Below are 18,062 nucleotides of genomic sequence, written 5' to 3' on the forward strand. Positions count from 1 at the left end.
GGCCTCAAAAACAGAGTTGTTCAGCGGTTTTGTGACGACCTCTGCTCAAACCATCGCCAGCAACACGACTGTTGCCGAAGTGCTGGCACGTTTATCTGGTGCACGTGAATCTGGCGGTTCCGTGGCCTACGACGCACAAGCTGGCATTTATCAAAAACGCTTTGATGCGTCGACAAATACGGCGACTTTCCAAGTCCAGTTTTATTGGGACTACACCGTAACAGGTTCAGGTGGAGATTGGACAAAAGTCGTCTTTGTCAAGCTCCAACAATCAGGCAGTGATGTGCAAGCTATGGCTTACCAAGGTCGTGGCAGCTCGTACGCTGTCTATGGAACTGGCAATGTATTGGGCACAGACTTCACCACCACCGCACCAACAGGAACACAAAGTTTAGCGGTCGTCACAGGGGGAAGTGGCTATGGTGTGGATCGTTTGTATTCAAGTAGCAAAGTGAATTTCACAGGCACAAATACCTACACAGGTCCTACCATCATCAACAATAACGTTCTCAATATCGTTGACACCCAAAGCACGGGTATCAGCTATGGCACGCAATCAGTTAATGCAACGCTGCAATTGGGTAGTGGTTCTACAACGGGCAGTTTGGGAACTGGTAATGTGACCAACAATGGCGTGTTGATTTTCAACCGCAGCAATTTGCTTGCTCTGCCAAACAACCTCAGCGGTACGGGGCTTGTCGTACAAAACGGTTCAGGCGAAACACAAATTGGCGGGGCATTTACACATACAGGCGGCACGCAGGTTTTGGCGGGCGCTTTACAGATTGGCAATGGCGCAACTTCTGGCAGCCTTGCTGGAGATGTGATTGATGTAGGAACTATTAAATTCAATCGCTCCGATGATCAAACCATCAATACGGTTATCTCAGGACCTGGCACTCTAACAAAGCTGGGCAACAACACACTGACACTTACCGGTGCACAAATCTACACTGGCACGACAGTTATTTCAGAAGGACGCTTGATTTTCCAAAACAATACACGTCCAACGACAACTGGCTTCGCAGGTGCTGGCTCCTTAAGCATTGAACCTGCAGCCAATGGCACTTTTTCCACGGCCTTTAACACCAATACCTACAGCTTTGCTTCAACTTTGACTGGATTGACTTTAGGTAATACCAGCAACACCAGTACGCTGACAGTGAATGCTGATTTGTCAATTGCAGGACCCGTGGTCTTGTACGGCGGCGGCATCAATATCAATAGCAATATTGACACTCGATCAGGTGGCATCAGTGGCGATGTGTTGCTGAAGTCGAGTGGTGATATTTTGTTGGCCACCACCAAGTCCATCACCACTAACGGTGGAGACGTGGTGCTGTGGAGTAACAGCGATGGTCAAAGCACCAACGGTGGCATCTTCATGTTTGCCAACTCATCTGTGAGTACCAGTGGCGGTCATGTGTGGATGGCTGGAGGAGCTGGCACGGCGACATGGAATGGTTTGACCGTCGGGGATGGATATGCCGTGTCTGGTACCAACATCACAGTGGGTGCGTTGAACTTTGATAAACCAGCTATCTTTTTGCAAGATGCCACCTTGTCAACCAATGGCGGTGATATCTACATTCGTGGCAAGACGACTTCATTCCGTGGGTTCTTGACCACAGGCCAAGGTTTGATTAATTCAGGCACTGGCAAGATTTACATGGAAGGTAAATCAGACACCAACGGCGGTGGTGCAGGTACAGGCTGGCACGATGCAACAAGTGTGTTGACGGTGACATCGTCCAATACGGCGTCTGATGCGATTGTTTGGTTGTCTGATGCATCGGCAAGCAACGGCACAGGCATCAGTGGTGAAGGTGTGGGTATGGCTGGTACCACGTCATTGATTGCGACAGGTGTCGGTGGCGGTGTGAGCTTCCAATCATTGGGTTCAACGAGCCAAACGGGTAGCGTGGGTATTCGCCTAGGCTATTTGACTTCGCAAGGCGGTGTGTTTAATTTGTTGGCCAGTTCAGGCCCCATCACTTTGAACACAGGTTCGCGCAGCTTAAGCATCGTGAATAACCTAGGTTCAGCCACCTTGGGCGCACTCGCTGGGTCAGCAGTGACCACTTCTTCTAGCAACATCACCGTGATTTCAGATGATGTGAGCGCATCAGGCACGATGGCGTTCAACACGTCGGGGGCATTGACCATTCGCCCGACCGATGGCCATTCGTTTGCCAACACCTTCAACACGGCGTACCTCACCTACCAAGGTGGCGTGTCTGGTTTGACGATTGGTCAAACCGGCAACACAGGTGGCGTCACCGTGGGGAGCGCCACCACCATCGCAGGCCCCGTGACGATTTATGGTGGTGTGATTGCCATCAACGCACCGTTGACGGCTACCAACAACACCATCAAGCTCACAGGCACCACCATCACGGACGGCGCATCGGGCTACGTCGTTGCAGATAAGTTGGCATTCCTCAGCGGTGCGGTGACCTTGGACAACACCAATAACAGCGTGAACACCTTGGCGGCCAGCGGCGTGGGCGCGTTCACCTATGTGAACGCGGGTGCGTTGACGATTGGCGTGGTGAACCCCACGGGCATCACCGCCACAAGCGATGTGCGCATTGAAACCATGAGCGGCGATGTGACGATTGCTCAAAGCGTGAGCACCACCAGCACCACAGCCAATGCGGTGCTCATCAACGCGGGCAAGAGCAGTGCAGCGGGCACTGCCACAGGTGGGAACGTCGTCATCACGGGCACACCCACCATCACAGCGGGCAGCGGTGGCACCATTCGTTTGATGGGTGGCAGCGTGCCCGATAGCACGGGTTTAACGGCCTTGGTGGGCTCTGGCTCCGGCAACTTCCGTTACAACTCAGACGAAACCACCACCAACTACACCTGGGCCTTGAGCCCCAATGTGGTGAATGCGATTTACCGTCAACAACCCACAGCCACGGCCAATATCGATAGCTACACCGTGACGTATGGCTTTGACCATACGCTCACACTCAACAGCTTGAAGCCTGATGGCACGTCGCCGTTGTCTACCTTGCGCGCGGCTTTGAACGGCGATGAAAACGTCACAGGTTTGGGCTTGATCATTCAAGGCGCCACGTACTCCAACGCTGGCAAGCTGAACTACCGCGCCACAGCGTATGACTTGACCGATGGTTTGTCTAAGTTGGGTTACGCGATGAGTCAAACAGGTGGCAGCCAATTGACGGTGGCGAAAAAGAGCATCGACTTGGTGGGATTCGTGGTGAACGACAAGGTGTATGACGGCAACACAGCAGCCACCTTCAGTGGCACGGTCACCTTCAACGCTCTGGCTTCCAACGACGTGGTGACGTACACCTCGGCCACAGGCACTTTTGCAGACCGCCATGTAGGTACCAAGCAGGTCACAGTCACAGGCGTGGTGTTGAGCGGTGCGGACAAAGACAACTACACCGTGAACTTGGCGTCAGGCAATGCCTCGAAAACCATTTCTCAACTGAGCTCAGCCACTTGGGTGGGCGGCAACGGCAATTGGTCAGATGCCAGCAACTGGGCCGTGACCGGCAACTTGAGTCAAACCGGTGTGTTGCCCGATGGCGCCAACGTCGCCTTGGCCATTTTGCCCAGCACATTCACAGGCACATTGACAGGCTATGACAGCGGTCATCAAGGCAAGATTCAAATCAACGGCGGCACCTTGTCTGTCGCGGCAGATAACCATTTAGGCGCGTCACCTGGCGCTGTGGTGACCGACAAGATCACCCTCAACGGTGGCAGCTTGTTGGCCACCGACAACTTCATACTCAACACCAACCGTGGCATCACGCTGGGGACCAGTGGCGGCACATTCTCTGTCGATGCCTCTAAGAGCGTGAACTACGCCGGTGTGATTGCAGGCACAGGTGGCCTCACCAAGACGGGCTCGGGTGTGTTGACGCTCACAGGCGACAACACGTATTCGGCTGGCTCCACCATCTCGGGTGGCCAACTGGTGGCGGGTGGCAGTGGCAACGCCTTGGGCACCAGCACGGTGGCTGTGAGCGCACGATTGAGCTTTGACACAACCGCCGCGAAAACATTTGCCAATGCCTTCAGCGTCACGGGTAGCGGCGTATTTGAAAACATCGGTGGCTTTGGCATCACCACCACAGGCGGCATCAACACCAACCTCAGCCAAACAGTTGTGGTGGACGGTGGCAGCGCCGGCCTGACGATTGCCAATGTGATGACGCCCACCGGTGCCGGTGCTAGCTACTTCATCAAGGGTAATGTGACTTTCACAGGCCACAACATGAACAGCTTGGTGGTTCGTGCCGCAGGCGAGGCCACGGCACACTTCACTGCCAGCAACAGTGTGACTTCGTTCACACCTTGGTTCATTGGCAGCGACACGGCGGCTTATGCGATGAATATTGACATTGCTTCAGGTGTGACCGTGAGCGAGAACTCATCGCAAGGTGCGGCTAGCCTCTATTACAAGAACATCACAGGCACAGGCACCCTGAGCTTGGGCGGCGCCAACAACACCACAGGCTACATCGTGGGCGATGTGAGCATTGCCAACCTTAACGCCAGTGGCAGCAAGAAGATCAGCATTGGTAACGGGGGCAGCGCAGGGCAGTTGCTGTCTGGCAACGTGCAAGCCAATGGCGGTTTGTTGTTGGACTCCACCACCGACTACACCTTCAGCGGTGTATTGAGTGTGGGTAGCTTGACCAAACAACAAACCAACACCGTCAAGCTCACCGGTGCCAACACATCGACCAGCAACATCACCATCAGCGCAGGCGTGTTGCAAGTGGGTAATGCGAGCAATACCGGCAGCATTGCAGGTAACGTGACAGTGGCAAGCGGCGCGGTCTTGGTGTTCAACCGTTCAGATGATGTGAGCTACGCAGGCAACATCAGCGGTGCAGGTACAGTGAGCAAGTTGGGTCCGAATGTATTGACCCTCACTGGCACGCAAACCTACAGCGGCAGCACGGCCACGGGCAACAGTGGGGGTGGTTTGGTGCTCACCAACAACGCACGTCCTTTGACGTCTGGTTTCTCGGGCAATGGATTTGTGACGATTCAACCCGTGCTCTCAGGCAGCTTCAGCGCCACACTTAACACCAGCGTGTACAGCTTGGCCAACACCCTCACAGGCTTGACCTTGGGCCGTTTGGGTAACAGCAGCGACATCACCTTGGGCGCTGACATCACTATTGCAGGCCCCATCACGATTTACGGTGCCGCCATTCAAGGCACACACGCGTTGGCTTTGAGCACCAGCACAAGCTTGACGTTGAACAACTCAGGCACCAGCAGCTTGTCGGGCGTAATTTCCGGCACAGGCGTGAACTTGCTCAAACAAGGCGTTGGCAGCTTGACGCTCTTGGGCGCCAACACCTATGACAGCGGCACCACCGTGCAAGCCGGTGTGTTGCAACTCGGCTCTGGCAGTGTGGGCAACATCATCTCAGGCCCCGTGGGTTCTGGCAGCTTGACGGTGAACAACGGCGCGGCGCTGGACTTGAATGGCCAATCCATCGCCAACGTGTTGAGCGTCGCAGGCACAGGCATCAGCAACGCAGGCGTGATTTACAACGCCCACAGCAGCACCGTGGGTGTGGCCACGGGCGCCATCACATTGACGGCAGACAGTTTGTTCAAGAGTGATGCAGGTGCAGGCTTGCGTTTGGGTAGCCCCATCAGCGGCGCGTATGCCTTGACGGTGACCGGTGGCAACAACACCTTTGACAGCACCACCCCGTTCCTCAACAGCGGTACGTTGACCTTGGGTGCCTCTGGCAGCGACAGCTTTAACTTCACGAATGGTGCGAGCGTCACCACACCAAGCAGCATCAACTTGGCTGGCACCTTAGCCACGGGGACGAACAACGCCTTGACCATGGGTGACGCCAACACCGCACTGGTGTTGACCGCTGCCACCACGCTCAACAGCGGCACGGGAATGACCACCTTGGGTAGTGCGGTGAGTGGCGGGTATGCCTTTGCTGTGTCTGGCCCCGCTACCTTGAATGGCAGCACGGTCAACACAGGCAATGCCGCACAAAGCTACGGTGGTGCCGTGACCTTGGGTGCTGACACCACCTTGAGTGCAGGCACTGCCAACGTGACCTTGAGCAGCACCATCAACGGCGCGTATGCCTTGGCCGTGAATAGCACAGGTGTCACCACCTTGGGTGGTGCGATCGGTGGTAGCACCGCGTTGACCAGCGTGACAACCAACACAGGCGGCACCTTGGTGATGAACGGCGGCGCTGTGACCACCACCGGCGCACAAACCTACGGCGAAGCCATCACCTTGGGGGCAGACACCACACTGAGTGCCAGCCATGTGACCTTGGATGCAGCCGTATCAGGTGCACATGCCTTCGCTGTGAATGGTGCTGCAACCCTCAACGGAGGCTCGGTGAACACGGGCAGTGCCGCTCAAAGCTACAGCAGCACAGTGGACTTAGGCGCAGACACCACACTCACCGCATCCAGCGTAGCCTTGAATGGCGCAGTGTCGGGTGCGTACACCTTCACAGTCAATGGCGCCACGGCGATCAACGGTGCGAGCGTGACCACAGGCGCGCAAAGCTACAGCGGTGCGGTGACCTTGGGTGCCAACACCACTTTGAACGCTGGCAGTGGCACTGTGACCCTGAGCAGCACCGTCGATGGTGGATACGCATTGACTGTGAACAGCACGGGCGCCACAACCTTCGGTGCTGCAGTGGGTGGCCTAACGCCATTGACCAGCGTCACGACAAACGCAGGCGGCACTTTGGTAATGAACGGTGGCGCTGTGACCACCACAGGTGCACAAAGCTATGGCGAAGCGATCACCTTGGGCCATGACACCACACTCACCGCCACAGGCGTGACATTCGGCGGGGCTGTGTCCGGCGCCTATGCCTTGACTGTAGATGGCACAGCAACCATCCAAGGTGGCAGTGTGAACACAAGCACCGCCGCACAGCACTACATGGGCGCGGTGACCTTGACAGGGGCCAGCACGCTGAGTGCCTCGGGCGTGACATTTGACAGCGCCGTGGTCGGCAACAACAGCTTGAGTGTGAACGGCACCACCACCCTCAACGGCGGTTCAATCACCACCACGGGCGCACAAAGCTACAGCGCTGCCATGACGTTGGGGCACGACACCACGTTGGCCGCAGGCAGTGGCGACGTGAGCTTGGGCAGCACCGTTAATGGCGCGTATGCCTTGGCCGTAAATAGCACAGGTGTCACCACCTTGGGGGGGGCGATCGGTGGTGGCACCGCGTTGACCAGCGTGACGACCAATGCAGGCGGCACCTTGGTGATGAACGGCGGCGCTGTCACCACCACGGGCAACCAAAGCTACGGCGAAGCCGTGACGCTCGGTGCCAACACCACCTTGGCTGCAGGCAGTGGCAATGTGGCCCTGAGCAGCACCGTCAACGGTGCCTATGCACTCACCGTGAACAGCACGGGCATAACCACCTTCGGCGGAGCCATCGGGGCAGGCACCGCCTTGACGAGCGTGACAACCAACACAGGCGGCACCTTGGTGATGAATGGCGCCTCTGTCACCACCACGGGCAACCAAAGCTACGGCGAAGCTGTGACGCTCGGTGCCAACACCACCTTGGCTGCAGGCAGCGGCGATGTGACCCTCAGCAGCTCCGTCAACGGGACCTATGCCTTGGCCGTGAATAGCACAGGTGTCACCACCTTGGGTGGTGCGATCGGTGGTAACACCGCGTTGACCAGCGTGACGACCAATGCAGGCGGCACCTTGGTGATGAATGGCGCTTCTGTCACCACCACAGGTAACCAAAGCTACGGCGAAGCTGTGACGTTAGGTGCCAACACTACCTTGACCGCAGGCAGCGGCGATGTGACCCTCAGCAGTACCGTCAACGGGAGCTATGCCTTGACTGTCAACAGCGCGGGCACAACCACCTTCGGGGGCGCCATCGGCAACACCACCGCGTTGACCAGCGTGACGACCAATGCAGGCGGTACCTTGGTGATGAACGGCGGCTCAGTCACCACCACCGGTGCACAAAGCTATGGCGAGGCTGTGACCTTGGGTGCAGACACCACACTCAAAGGCGTGAACGTGGCTTTCGCATCGACCATCGATGGCGCTTATAGCCTGACCCTCAGCGACAGTGGCACCACCATCTTGGGTGGCAGCGTGGGTGCAGCGATTCCGCTGACCAGTTTGGTGACCGACTCGGCCACCACCTTTGCAGGTGAAACACAGCTCAAAGGCGCTGTCGTACACACCACAGGCGATGTGGTGTTCAACGACATCGTCAAGGTATTTGCCAATGTCACCGTGCAAGCAGCTGGGCAGTTGAACTTCATGCAAACCGTGGATGCAGACACAGCCAACACACGCACACTCAGTTTGAACGGCGGTAACACAGGCGCGATCAACGTGCAGGGCGCGTTGGGTGACAACGTGCCGTTGAAAGCACTGACGGTGGTGAACAGCGAAATGGCCACCTTCACTGGCAAAGTCACCACCAGCGACAGCGTGGTGTTGACGGACACGCGTAACAACATCGACTTCAACGGCGGTCTGAGCACCACCACCTTCAGCGTGGCGGCCAAACCCTTTGCGCTGACCTTGCGCGATGTGGTCAGTGTGAACAGCGCCACCACATTGGCCAATACGGGCACATTGCAGTTGGGCGGCGTGGAGTCCGACAACATGCACTTTGCAGGAGGCCTAGTCGCCACATCCCCAAGCGCCATCACGCTGGCTGGTGTGTTGCACAGCGACGATGCGGCCATCACCCTGGGTAACGTCAACAGCACCATCAGATTGGCAGAGATGACCGACATCAACAGTGGCGCGGGTAGCTTGCGTGTGGTGAGTCCTGTATCTGCCAGCGAATACCGCATGCGCTTGTTGAGTACGGGTGCCACAACCTTGGATGGCGATATCAGCAGCACAGGCGCATTGCGCTTTGTGGGGCCGTTGACATTCACCAACCCCGCGACGTTGACCGCTGCTTCATTTGACTTTGCGAATAGCGTGAGCTTTGCTGGTGCAAGCACCCTCACGGCCAGCAGCGTGACCTTTGGTGGTGCGGTGACTGCAGGCGGTGACCTGACAGTGAACGGCGCCACCGTGGTGAATGGCGGCAGCGTGAACGCGGGCAGCCATACCCAAACCTACAACGGCAGCGTGACCGTGGGCGGTGCGGCAACCGATACCACCACCTTCACAGGCGTGGGCATGACGTTTGGTAGCACCTTAGATGGCACCTCACGCGTGGTGGTGGCTGACAGTGGCAACACCACGTACACAGGTGCCATTGGTGCCACCACCGCACCTGCACACTTTGAAACAGACGCCGCAGGCAGCAGCACCTTTAGCGGTGTCTTGGTGCGCACCAGCAGCCCCAACTCCATCGTCATCGCTGACGATGCCGTGGTCACAGCCGCCAGCACAACCTTTGACACGACGAATAACGGTGCCTTGGCAGCAGGCGCGAACATCACCTTTGCCAAGACGCTCAATGGCAGCACCAACAATGGTCAAGCGGTGACGATCAACGCGGGTACGAATGGCACTGTGTTGGTCAGCGGCACGATTGGCAACACAACGCCGTTGAGCACGCTCACCCTCACGAACAGCAACGGCGCCACCTTTAGCAGCGCAGTGACCACGGGCACGAGCGTGGTGTTGAGCAACACCGTGGCGGGTCAAACCATTCGTTTTGCAGACAACTTGAGCACACCTGTGCTCACCACCACAGCGAACGGCTACAACGTTGAACTGCTCGGCACAACCACCAACGTGAGCGCAGCCAACACTGCCACCACGTTCTTGAACACGGGTAATTTGGTGCTGGGCAACGCAGCGGGTGACACGCTCACCTTTGCAGGTGGATTAACAGCCACGGCTGTGAACAGCATCAATATGGGGGGTGCAATCAGCACCAACAACGCAGGCATCACCTTAGGTAGTACTGCGATCACATTGAATGCCAACACCTCTTTGAGTGCTGGCACAGGCGCTATCAGCCTCAATAGCACCGTGGATTCCGCTACAGGCACCACACAAGCGTTGACCATCAACAGCACAGGCGTGACCACCTTCAACAACAAGGTGGGTTTTACCGACGCCTTGGCAAGCCTGACAACGAACGTGGGTGGCAGCTTGGTGATGAACGCAGGCTCAGTCACCACCATCGGCAACCAAACCTATGGTGAAGCGACCACACTGGCTCAAGCCACCACGCTCAATGCAGGTGCGGGCGATGTAACTTTCAGCAACACGGTGAACTCTGCAACAGGCACCACACAAGCCTTGACCATCAACAGCACAGGTGTGACCACTTTCAACAACAAGGTGGGCTTTACTGACGCCTTAGCCAGTTTGACCACCAACACGGGTGGCAGCTTGGTGATGAACGCTGGCTCAGTCACCACCACCGGCAACCAAAGCTATGGCGAAGCGACCACGCTGGCTCAAGCCACCACGCTCAATGCAGGCGCTGGCGATGTGACCTTCAGTAGCACCGTGAATTCTGCGACTGGCACCACACAAGCCTTGACCATCAACAGCACAGGTGTGACGACCTTCAACAACAAGGTAGGTTTTGTAGATGCCTTGGCAAGCCTGACAACGAACGTGGGTGGCAGCTTGGTCATGAACGCAGGTTCGGTCACCACCACTGGCAACCAAAGCTATGGCGAAGCGACCACACTGGCTCAAGCCACCACGCTCAATGCAGGCGCGGGCGATGTAACCTTCAGCAGCACCGTGGACTCAGCAACAGGCACCACACAAGCGTTGACCATCAACAGCGCAGGTGTGACCACCTTCAACAACAAGGTGGGTTTTGTGGATGCACTGGCAAGCCTGACAACGAACGTGGGTGGCAGCTTAGTGATGAACGCTGGTTCAGTCACCACCACCGGCAACCAAACCTATGGCGAAGCGACCACACTGGCTCAAGCCACCACGCTCAATGCAGGCGCGGGCGATGTGACCTTCAGTAGCACCGTGAATTCTGCGACTGGCACCACACAAGCGTTGACCATCAACAGCATAGGTGTGACCACCTTCAACAACAAGGTAGGTTTTGTAGATGCCTTGGCAAGCCTGACAACGAACGTGGGTGGCAGCTTGGTAATGAACGCAGGTTCGGTCACCACCACTGGCAACCAAAGCTATGGCGAAGCGACCACACTGGCTCAAGCCACCACGCTCAATGCAGGCGCGGGCGATGTAACCTTCAGCAGCACCGTGGACTCAGCAACAGGCACCACACAAGCGTTGACCATCAACAGCGCAGGTGTGACCACCTTCAACAACAAAGTGGGCTTTACCGACGCCTTGGCAAGCCTGACAACGAACGTGGGTGGCAGCTTGGTGATGAACGCTGGCTCAGTCACCACCACCGGCAACCAAAGCTATGGCGAAGCGACCACACTGGCGCAAGCCACCACGCTCAATGCAGGCGCGGGCGATGTGACCTTCAGTAGCACCGTGAATTCTGCGACTGGCACCACACAAGCGTTGACCATCAACAGCATAGGTGTGACCACCTTCAACAACAAGGTGGGCTTTACCGACGCCTTGGCCAGCTTGACAACGAACGTGGGTGGCAGCTTGGTGATGAACGCTGGCTCAGTCACCACCACTGGCAACCAAACCTATGGTGAAGCGACTACCATGAGCCAGGACACCACGTTCACGGCCACGGGCGTGACATTTGGCGGGGCTGTTTCTGGCGCCTATGCCTTGACGGTGGATGGAACCACAGCCATCAACGGTGGCAGCGTGAACACAGGCAGTGCCGCCCAACACTACATGGGCGCTGTGACGTTGACGGGTCCAAGCACACTCACCGCATCGAGCATCACCTTTGACAGTGCTGTGACTGGCAACAACAGCCTGAGTGTGAACGGCACCACCACGCTCAATGGCGGTTCAGTCACCACCACTGGCGCACAAAGCTACAGCGGTGCTGTGACCTTGGGTGCCGACACCACATTGAGCGCAGGCAGCGCGGATGTGAGCTTGGGCAGCACGATCGATGGCGCCTATGCCTTGGCCATCAACAGCACCGGCACGACCACCTTGGGTGGTGCGATCGGTGGTGGGACTGCTTTAACCAGCGTGACCACGAATGCAGGCGGTACCTTGGTGATGAACGCAGGCTCAGTCACCACCACAGGTGCGCAAAGCTATGGCGAGGCGGTGACGCTGGGGGCCAACACCACGCTTGAAGCTGGAAGTGCGAATGTCACGCTGAGTGGCAGCATCAACGGTGCGTATGCTTTGACCGTGAACAGCGCGGGCGTCACCACCTTGGGTGGTGCGATCGGTGCTGGCACCGCTTTGACCAGCGTGACCACGAATGCAGGCGGCACCTTGGTGATGAACGGCGGCGCGGTGACCACCACAGGCGCACAAAGCTATGGCGAAGCCGTTACTTTGGGCGCAGCTACAACGCTGACCAGCACTGGTTCTGGGGCCATCACCTTTGGTAGCACGCTCAATGGCGCGCAAACTTTGGCGATCAACACCTCAGGTGCAACCACCTTCACAGGTGCTGTGGGTGGAACGGTCGCTTTGACCAGCCTCAGCACCGACGCGGGTGGTACCGTGGCTATCAATGGTGGCGCAGTGAACACCACGGGCTTGCAAAGCTTTGGCGAGGCAGCCACCTTAGGCGCAGACACTACGCTCACCAGTACAGGCAGTGGTGCCATCACATTTAGCGGCACGCTCAACAGTGCACTCAACGGTGCCTACGCCTTGACGGTGAACACCTCGGGCATCACCACCTTTGGTGGCGCTGTGGGTGGCACCACAGCCTTGACCAGCGTGACCACCGATGCAGGCGGCAGCGTGGTCATCAGCGGTGGTAGCGTGCACACCACAGGCGCGCAAACCTACAGCGACGCGGTGACTTTGGGCGCGGCCACCACGCTGCAAGGTGTGAATGTGGCCCTGATGTCCACCGTGGATGGCGCCCAAGCGCTGACCCTGAGCGACAGCGGCACCACGGTGCTGGGCGGCATCATCGGTGGCAGCACGCCGTTGCTCAGCTTGACCACCGATTCACCCACCACCGCAGCGGGCGAAACCCAGCTCAAAGCAGGCAGCATTCACGTCACCAACAACGCGGTGTTCAACGACATCGTCAAGGTGTTCACCGACGTGACCGTGCAAACCGGTGGCGACTTGAAGTTCATGCAAACCGTCAACGGTGACTCGGCCAACACCCGCAGCTTGACACTCGATGCAGGCAACTTGGGCAACATCACCGCGCAAGGCGTGGTGGGTGGCAGCGCAGCGCTCAAAACCTTGCAAGTGGTCAACAGCAACACCGCCACCTTCAACAGCGCCGTGATCACCGGCACCAGCGTGGTGTTGACCGACACCGTGGATGCCCACGTCATTGCCTTTAACGCAGGTTTGACCACCCCCACCTTCACTGTGGCGGCTGAGCCGTTTGCCTTGACCTTGCGCGGCAACATCGCCGTGGCAAATGGCATCAACCTCGCCAACACCGGGGCCTTGGTGCTAGACGGCACGTTCGCCACCAACAACCAAGCCTTGACCTTGGGCCAAGCAGGGCAGACCACCACCTTGTTGGCCAACACCAGCTTGAACAGCGGCACAGCCACCACCACCGTCAACGGCAGCTTGAGCGGCAGTGGCTTTACGTTGGGCTTTGCCAGCCCTGTGAACTTCAGTGGCGCAAGCACGCTCACAGCCAGCACCGTCACTTTTAGCATGGGCGTGACTGCAGGCGGTGACCTGACAGTGAACGGCGCCACCGTGGTGAATGGCGGCAGCGTGAACGCGGGCAGCCATACCCAAACCTACAACGGCAGCGTGACCGTGGGCGGTGCGGCAACCGATACCACCACCTTCACAGGCGTGGGCATGACGTTTGGTAGCACCTTAGATGGCACCTCACGCGTGGTGGTGGCTGACAGTGGCAACACCACGTACACAGGTGCCATTGGTGCCACCACCGCACCTGCACACTTTGAAACAGACGCCGCAGGCAGCAGCACCTTTAGCGGTGTCTTGGTGCGCACCAGCAGCCCCAACTCCATCGTCATCGCTGACGATGCCGTGGTCACAGCCGCCAGCACAACCTTTGACACGACGAATAACGGTGCCTTGGCAGCAGGCGCGAACATCACCTTTGCCAAGACGCTCAATGGCAGCACCAACAATGGTCAAGCGGTGACGATCAACGCGGGTACGAATGGCACTGTGTTGGTCAGCGGCACGATTGGCAACACAACGCCGTTGAGCACGCTCACCCTCACGAACAGCAACGGCGCCACCTTTAGCAGCGCAGTGACCACGGGCACGAGCGTGGTGTTGAGCAACACCGTGGCGGGTCAAACCATTCGTTTTGCAGACAACTTGAGCACACCTGTGCTCACCACCACAGCGAACGGCTACAACGTTGAACTGCTCGGCACAACCACCAACGTGAGCGCAGCCAACACTGCCACCACGTTCTTGAACACGGGTAATTTGGTGCTGGGCAACGCAGCGGGTGACACGCTCACCTTTGCAGGTGGATTAACAGCCACGGCTGTGAACAGCATCAATATGGGGGGTGCAATCAGCACCAACAACGCAGGCATCACCTTAGGTAGTACTGCGATCACATTGAATGCCAACACCTCTTTGAGTGCTGGCACAGGCGCTATCAGCCTCAATAGCACCGTGGATTCCGCTACAGGCACCACACAAGCGTTGACCATCAACAGCACAGGCGTGACCACTTTCAACAACAAGGTGGGTTTTGTGGATGCACTGGCAAGCCTGACAACGAACGTGGGTGGCAGCTTGGTGATGAACGCAGGCTCAGTCACCACCATCGGCAACCAAACCTATGGTGAAGCGACCACACTGGCTCAAGCCACCACGCTCAATGCAGGTGCGGGCACTGTGGCTTTCAGCAGCACCGTGGACTCAGCAACAGGCACCACACAAGCCTTGACCATCAACACCACGGGTACCACACGTTTGGATGGCGACGTGGGCGCATCAACGCCTTTGGCCAGCTTGACCACCAACGCAGGTGGCATGGTGTTGATTGACGCCAGCACCATCTACACCACAGGCGCACAAACCTACAACGACATGGTGAGTTTGTTGCGCAACGCCACATTAACCGGCAGTGGCGTCACGTTCAATGCCGCTGTGATGGGTACGGGTGATTTGAACTTGGTTGGCGCTGCGGTGCTCAACGGTGGCAGCATCACCACCACAGGTACTCAAACCTACAACGGCAATGTGACATTGCAAAAAAACACAGTGATTGATACAAGTGCCAGCGCAGTGACGTTCAATGGCATGGTCGATGGCGCATATGCCCTCACGGTGAACTCAGGCGGTGTGACCACCTTCAATGGCGCCATCGGCAGCACGAATGCACTGAACAGTTTGAGCACTGACGCCAACACCAGTGGCAGCGTTGTGATGCACGGTGGAAGTGTGGTGACCACTGGTGCTCAAAGCTACGGTGAAGCAGTGAACTTGACGGCAAATACCACACTCACTAGCAACAGTGCAGGTGATATCAGCTTTGGGAAAATTCTCAACGGTGCACAAACACTGTTAGTGAACACATCGGGTGCCACGCGCTTCATGGGGGCAGTGGGCAACATCACGCCATTGGTGAGTTTGACCACAGATACCGGGGGCACCGTGTTTTTGAATGGCGGATCTGTGACCACCAGCGGTACACAAACTTACCTTGATGCGATGACCTTGGGGGCACACAGCACCCTCACATCCACCGCAGACACTGTGAATTTCCTACGCATCACCGATGGCGTCGCCGGCTTAGATTTGAAGATTGAAACGGCCACGGCTCTCGTATTAGGCGATGTGGACAGTGCACGTACCTTGCAAGTCATCACGCATGCAGGTGGCGTGTCGCAACAACCGAACACCAGCATCAACTTGACAGGAATCTCAACATTCACAGCGGATACTGGCACGTTGCAAGTAGCTGCATTGACTGGCGTAGGCAACACGTTCGGGCAACTGCTCACTTTGACTCAGGACCATGGCGGCTCATGGGCCAATGTATCCATCACAACCGATTCAGCGCTGCGGTTAGGGCCTTTGCAAAGCGCGGGTTCTGTGAACTTGCAAACACAAGGCAACTTGACAACCAGCACCCTAGCTAGCTCTGGCGCGTTGACCATCAACAGCCATGGCGGTGCTGTCGTGTTGGGTGAAACCTCGGTGAGCACCAACCTCACACTTGAGACCAACGGCGGAAACTTGAGCCAAACCGGGCCACTCACGGTGGCTGGCGATACCGAGATTTCAACCGCGTCTACTACACCCGGTGCTCCGAGTGGCACCATTGCTTTGGACTATGTGAACTATGACAACGCCACACCGCCCAACTTAATTTCCAACACCTTTGCGGGTACTTTGGCGCTCAGTGGCAACTCAACCACCGTGGCGACCAGCGGCAACCTGCGTTTAGCCAATGTGACCAACTCTGGCCCCATGACTTTGCGCGCACCCATAGGGTCGATTGATTTGGGCTCCGCATTCATCACCGGCGGTGATTTGACGTTGGTCAGTCGCGATGACATGAACTTGGGTGGCGCCAATATTGCAGGCAGTTTGAACATGAGCAGCACGCAAGGCACAGTGTCGTTTGGCAACGCCACCGTGAGCCATGATTTGATTGCATCGACCAACAACCAAGCAATTGACCTTGGTACCGCCAATATCGGTGGCAATTTGTCGGTTCAATCGCATGGCGGTGATATTGTGCAAAGCACGGTGGCCGGTTCTTCGCTCCATGTGGCTGGCACAAGCAACTTGGATGCAGACACAGGAAACGTGACCTTGTCCAATACACCCAACTTATTTGTGGGGACCGTCAGCATGCAAGCACATAACGTGGACTTGGCGGGTACAAATGGATTAGTCTTGGGCAACAGCACCGTAACAGGCACATTGAATCTGACTGCGGCCACGGGAAACATCACGCAAATCGCGCCATTGAATGTGGCAGGTGCCACTCAGATCACCGCCGCGCAAGGCAATGTGGTGCTGGGTGAGGCCAACAGGTTTGCACAAACTCTTGGCTTGAGTGCTGTGAACGCAACGGTTCATTCAACAACAGCGTTGACGCTGGCAAGCAGCACCCTCACTGGCAATTTGGACGTCAAAGTGGACGCCGGGGATGTCACACAAGTAGGCCCATTGCAGGTAACGAGCACCAGCAGCTTTGACGTGCTAGCTGGCAACATCTCACTCACTAATGAAGCCAATAGCTTTGGTGACCGTGTGTCGATCAAAACGCCACAAGCTTTAAAATTGACAGCAAGTGGCGCCTTGAGCATGGGCGAAGTGAATGTGGGCTTGACCACCAATTTGCAAAGCCACGGCAAGCTGGACATGGGCACCTCCTCGGTCTACACAGGCAAGCTCAAAGTCAACAGCGGTGGTTTTGACATCATGCAATCCGGCCCTCTCAAAGCCGGTGCGGATCAAGACTTTGATGCAGGCAGTGCCAAGATTGACCTGTTTGACCCCAAGAACTTGTGGCTGGGCGCACTTTTATTCAAGGGCGGCATCATCATGATCAACCACCCACAACTGCTCAACGCCGTGAGCTCGGGGGCGCTGATTGTGCGTGCTGAAACCACGGTGGTGACAGCTGCCTCTGCAGCACGAGTCGGGAGTGCGATGGCCAATACACCCCTACAAATCATCGGTGGCACAGGGGGCAGCGCGGTGTCTGTGGTGGTGAGTCGTTCGCCAAGTGCCTCGCAAACGGGCGTGATTCAGGTGCAAGTCGCGCCCGAAGCGGCGGCTCCCGGCAAGAGCTTTAGCTTTGAGCTCGACCCCCATGCTGTGGCAGGCCATGCAGCCGATGCACCTGTGAAGATTGCGCAGATGGACGGCAAACCCCTGCCCAATTGGCTGCGCTACGACGCCACCAACAAAATCTTCACGGCCAACGAGGTCCCAGCAGGCGCCTTCCCACTGCAGTTGAAGGTCTCCGTTGGTAACACCGAATCAGTGGTTCTGATTCAAGAAAAACCGCCTACAAAGTAAGGCGAATGAA

Annotated in this window: 1 protein-coding gene (running past one end of the window); it reads left to right on the forward strand. The window is 57.2% G+C overall.

Annotated features, from left to right (window positions below; translation table 11 throughout):
* Positions 1-18,052, forward strand: the 3' portion of a protein-coding gene (locus QMG27_RS06345) for a filamentous hemagglutinin N-terminal domain-containing protein (protein WP_281814474.1). It extends 15,914 nt beyond the left edge of the window; 18,052 of the gene's 33,966 nt are visible here — the last part of the coding sequence; its start codon lies off the left edge, out of view; it ends in the stop codon at positions 18,050-18,052.
* Positions 18,053-18,062: the final 10 nt, after the last annotated feature.

The sequence above is a fragment of the Limnohabitans sp. MORI2 genome (genome assembly GCF_027925025.1).
GTDB lineage: Bacteria > Pseudomonadota > Gammaproteobacteria > Burkholderiales > Burkholderiaceae_C > Limnohabitans.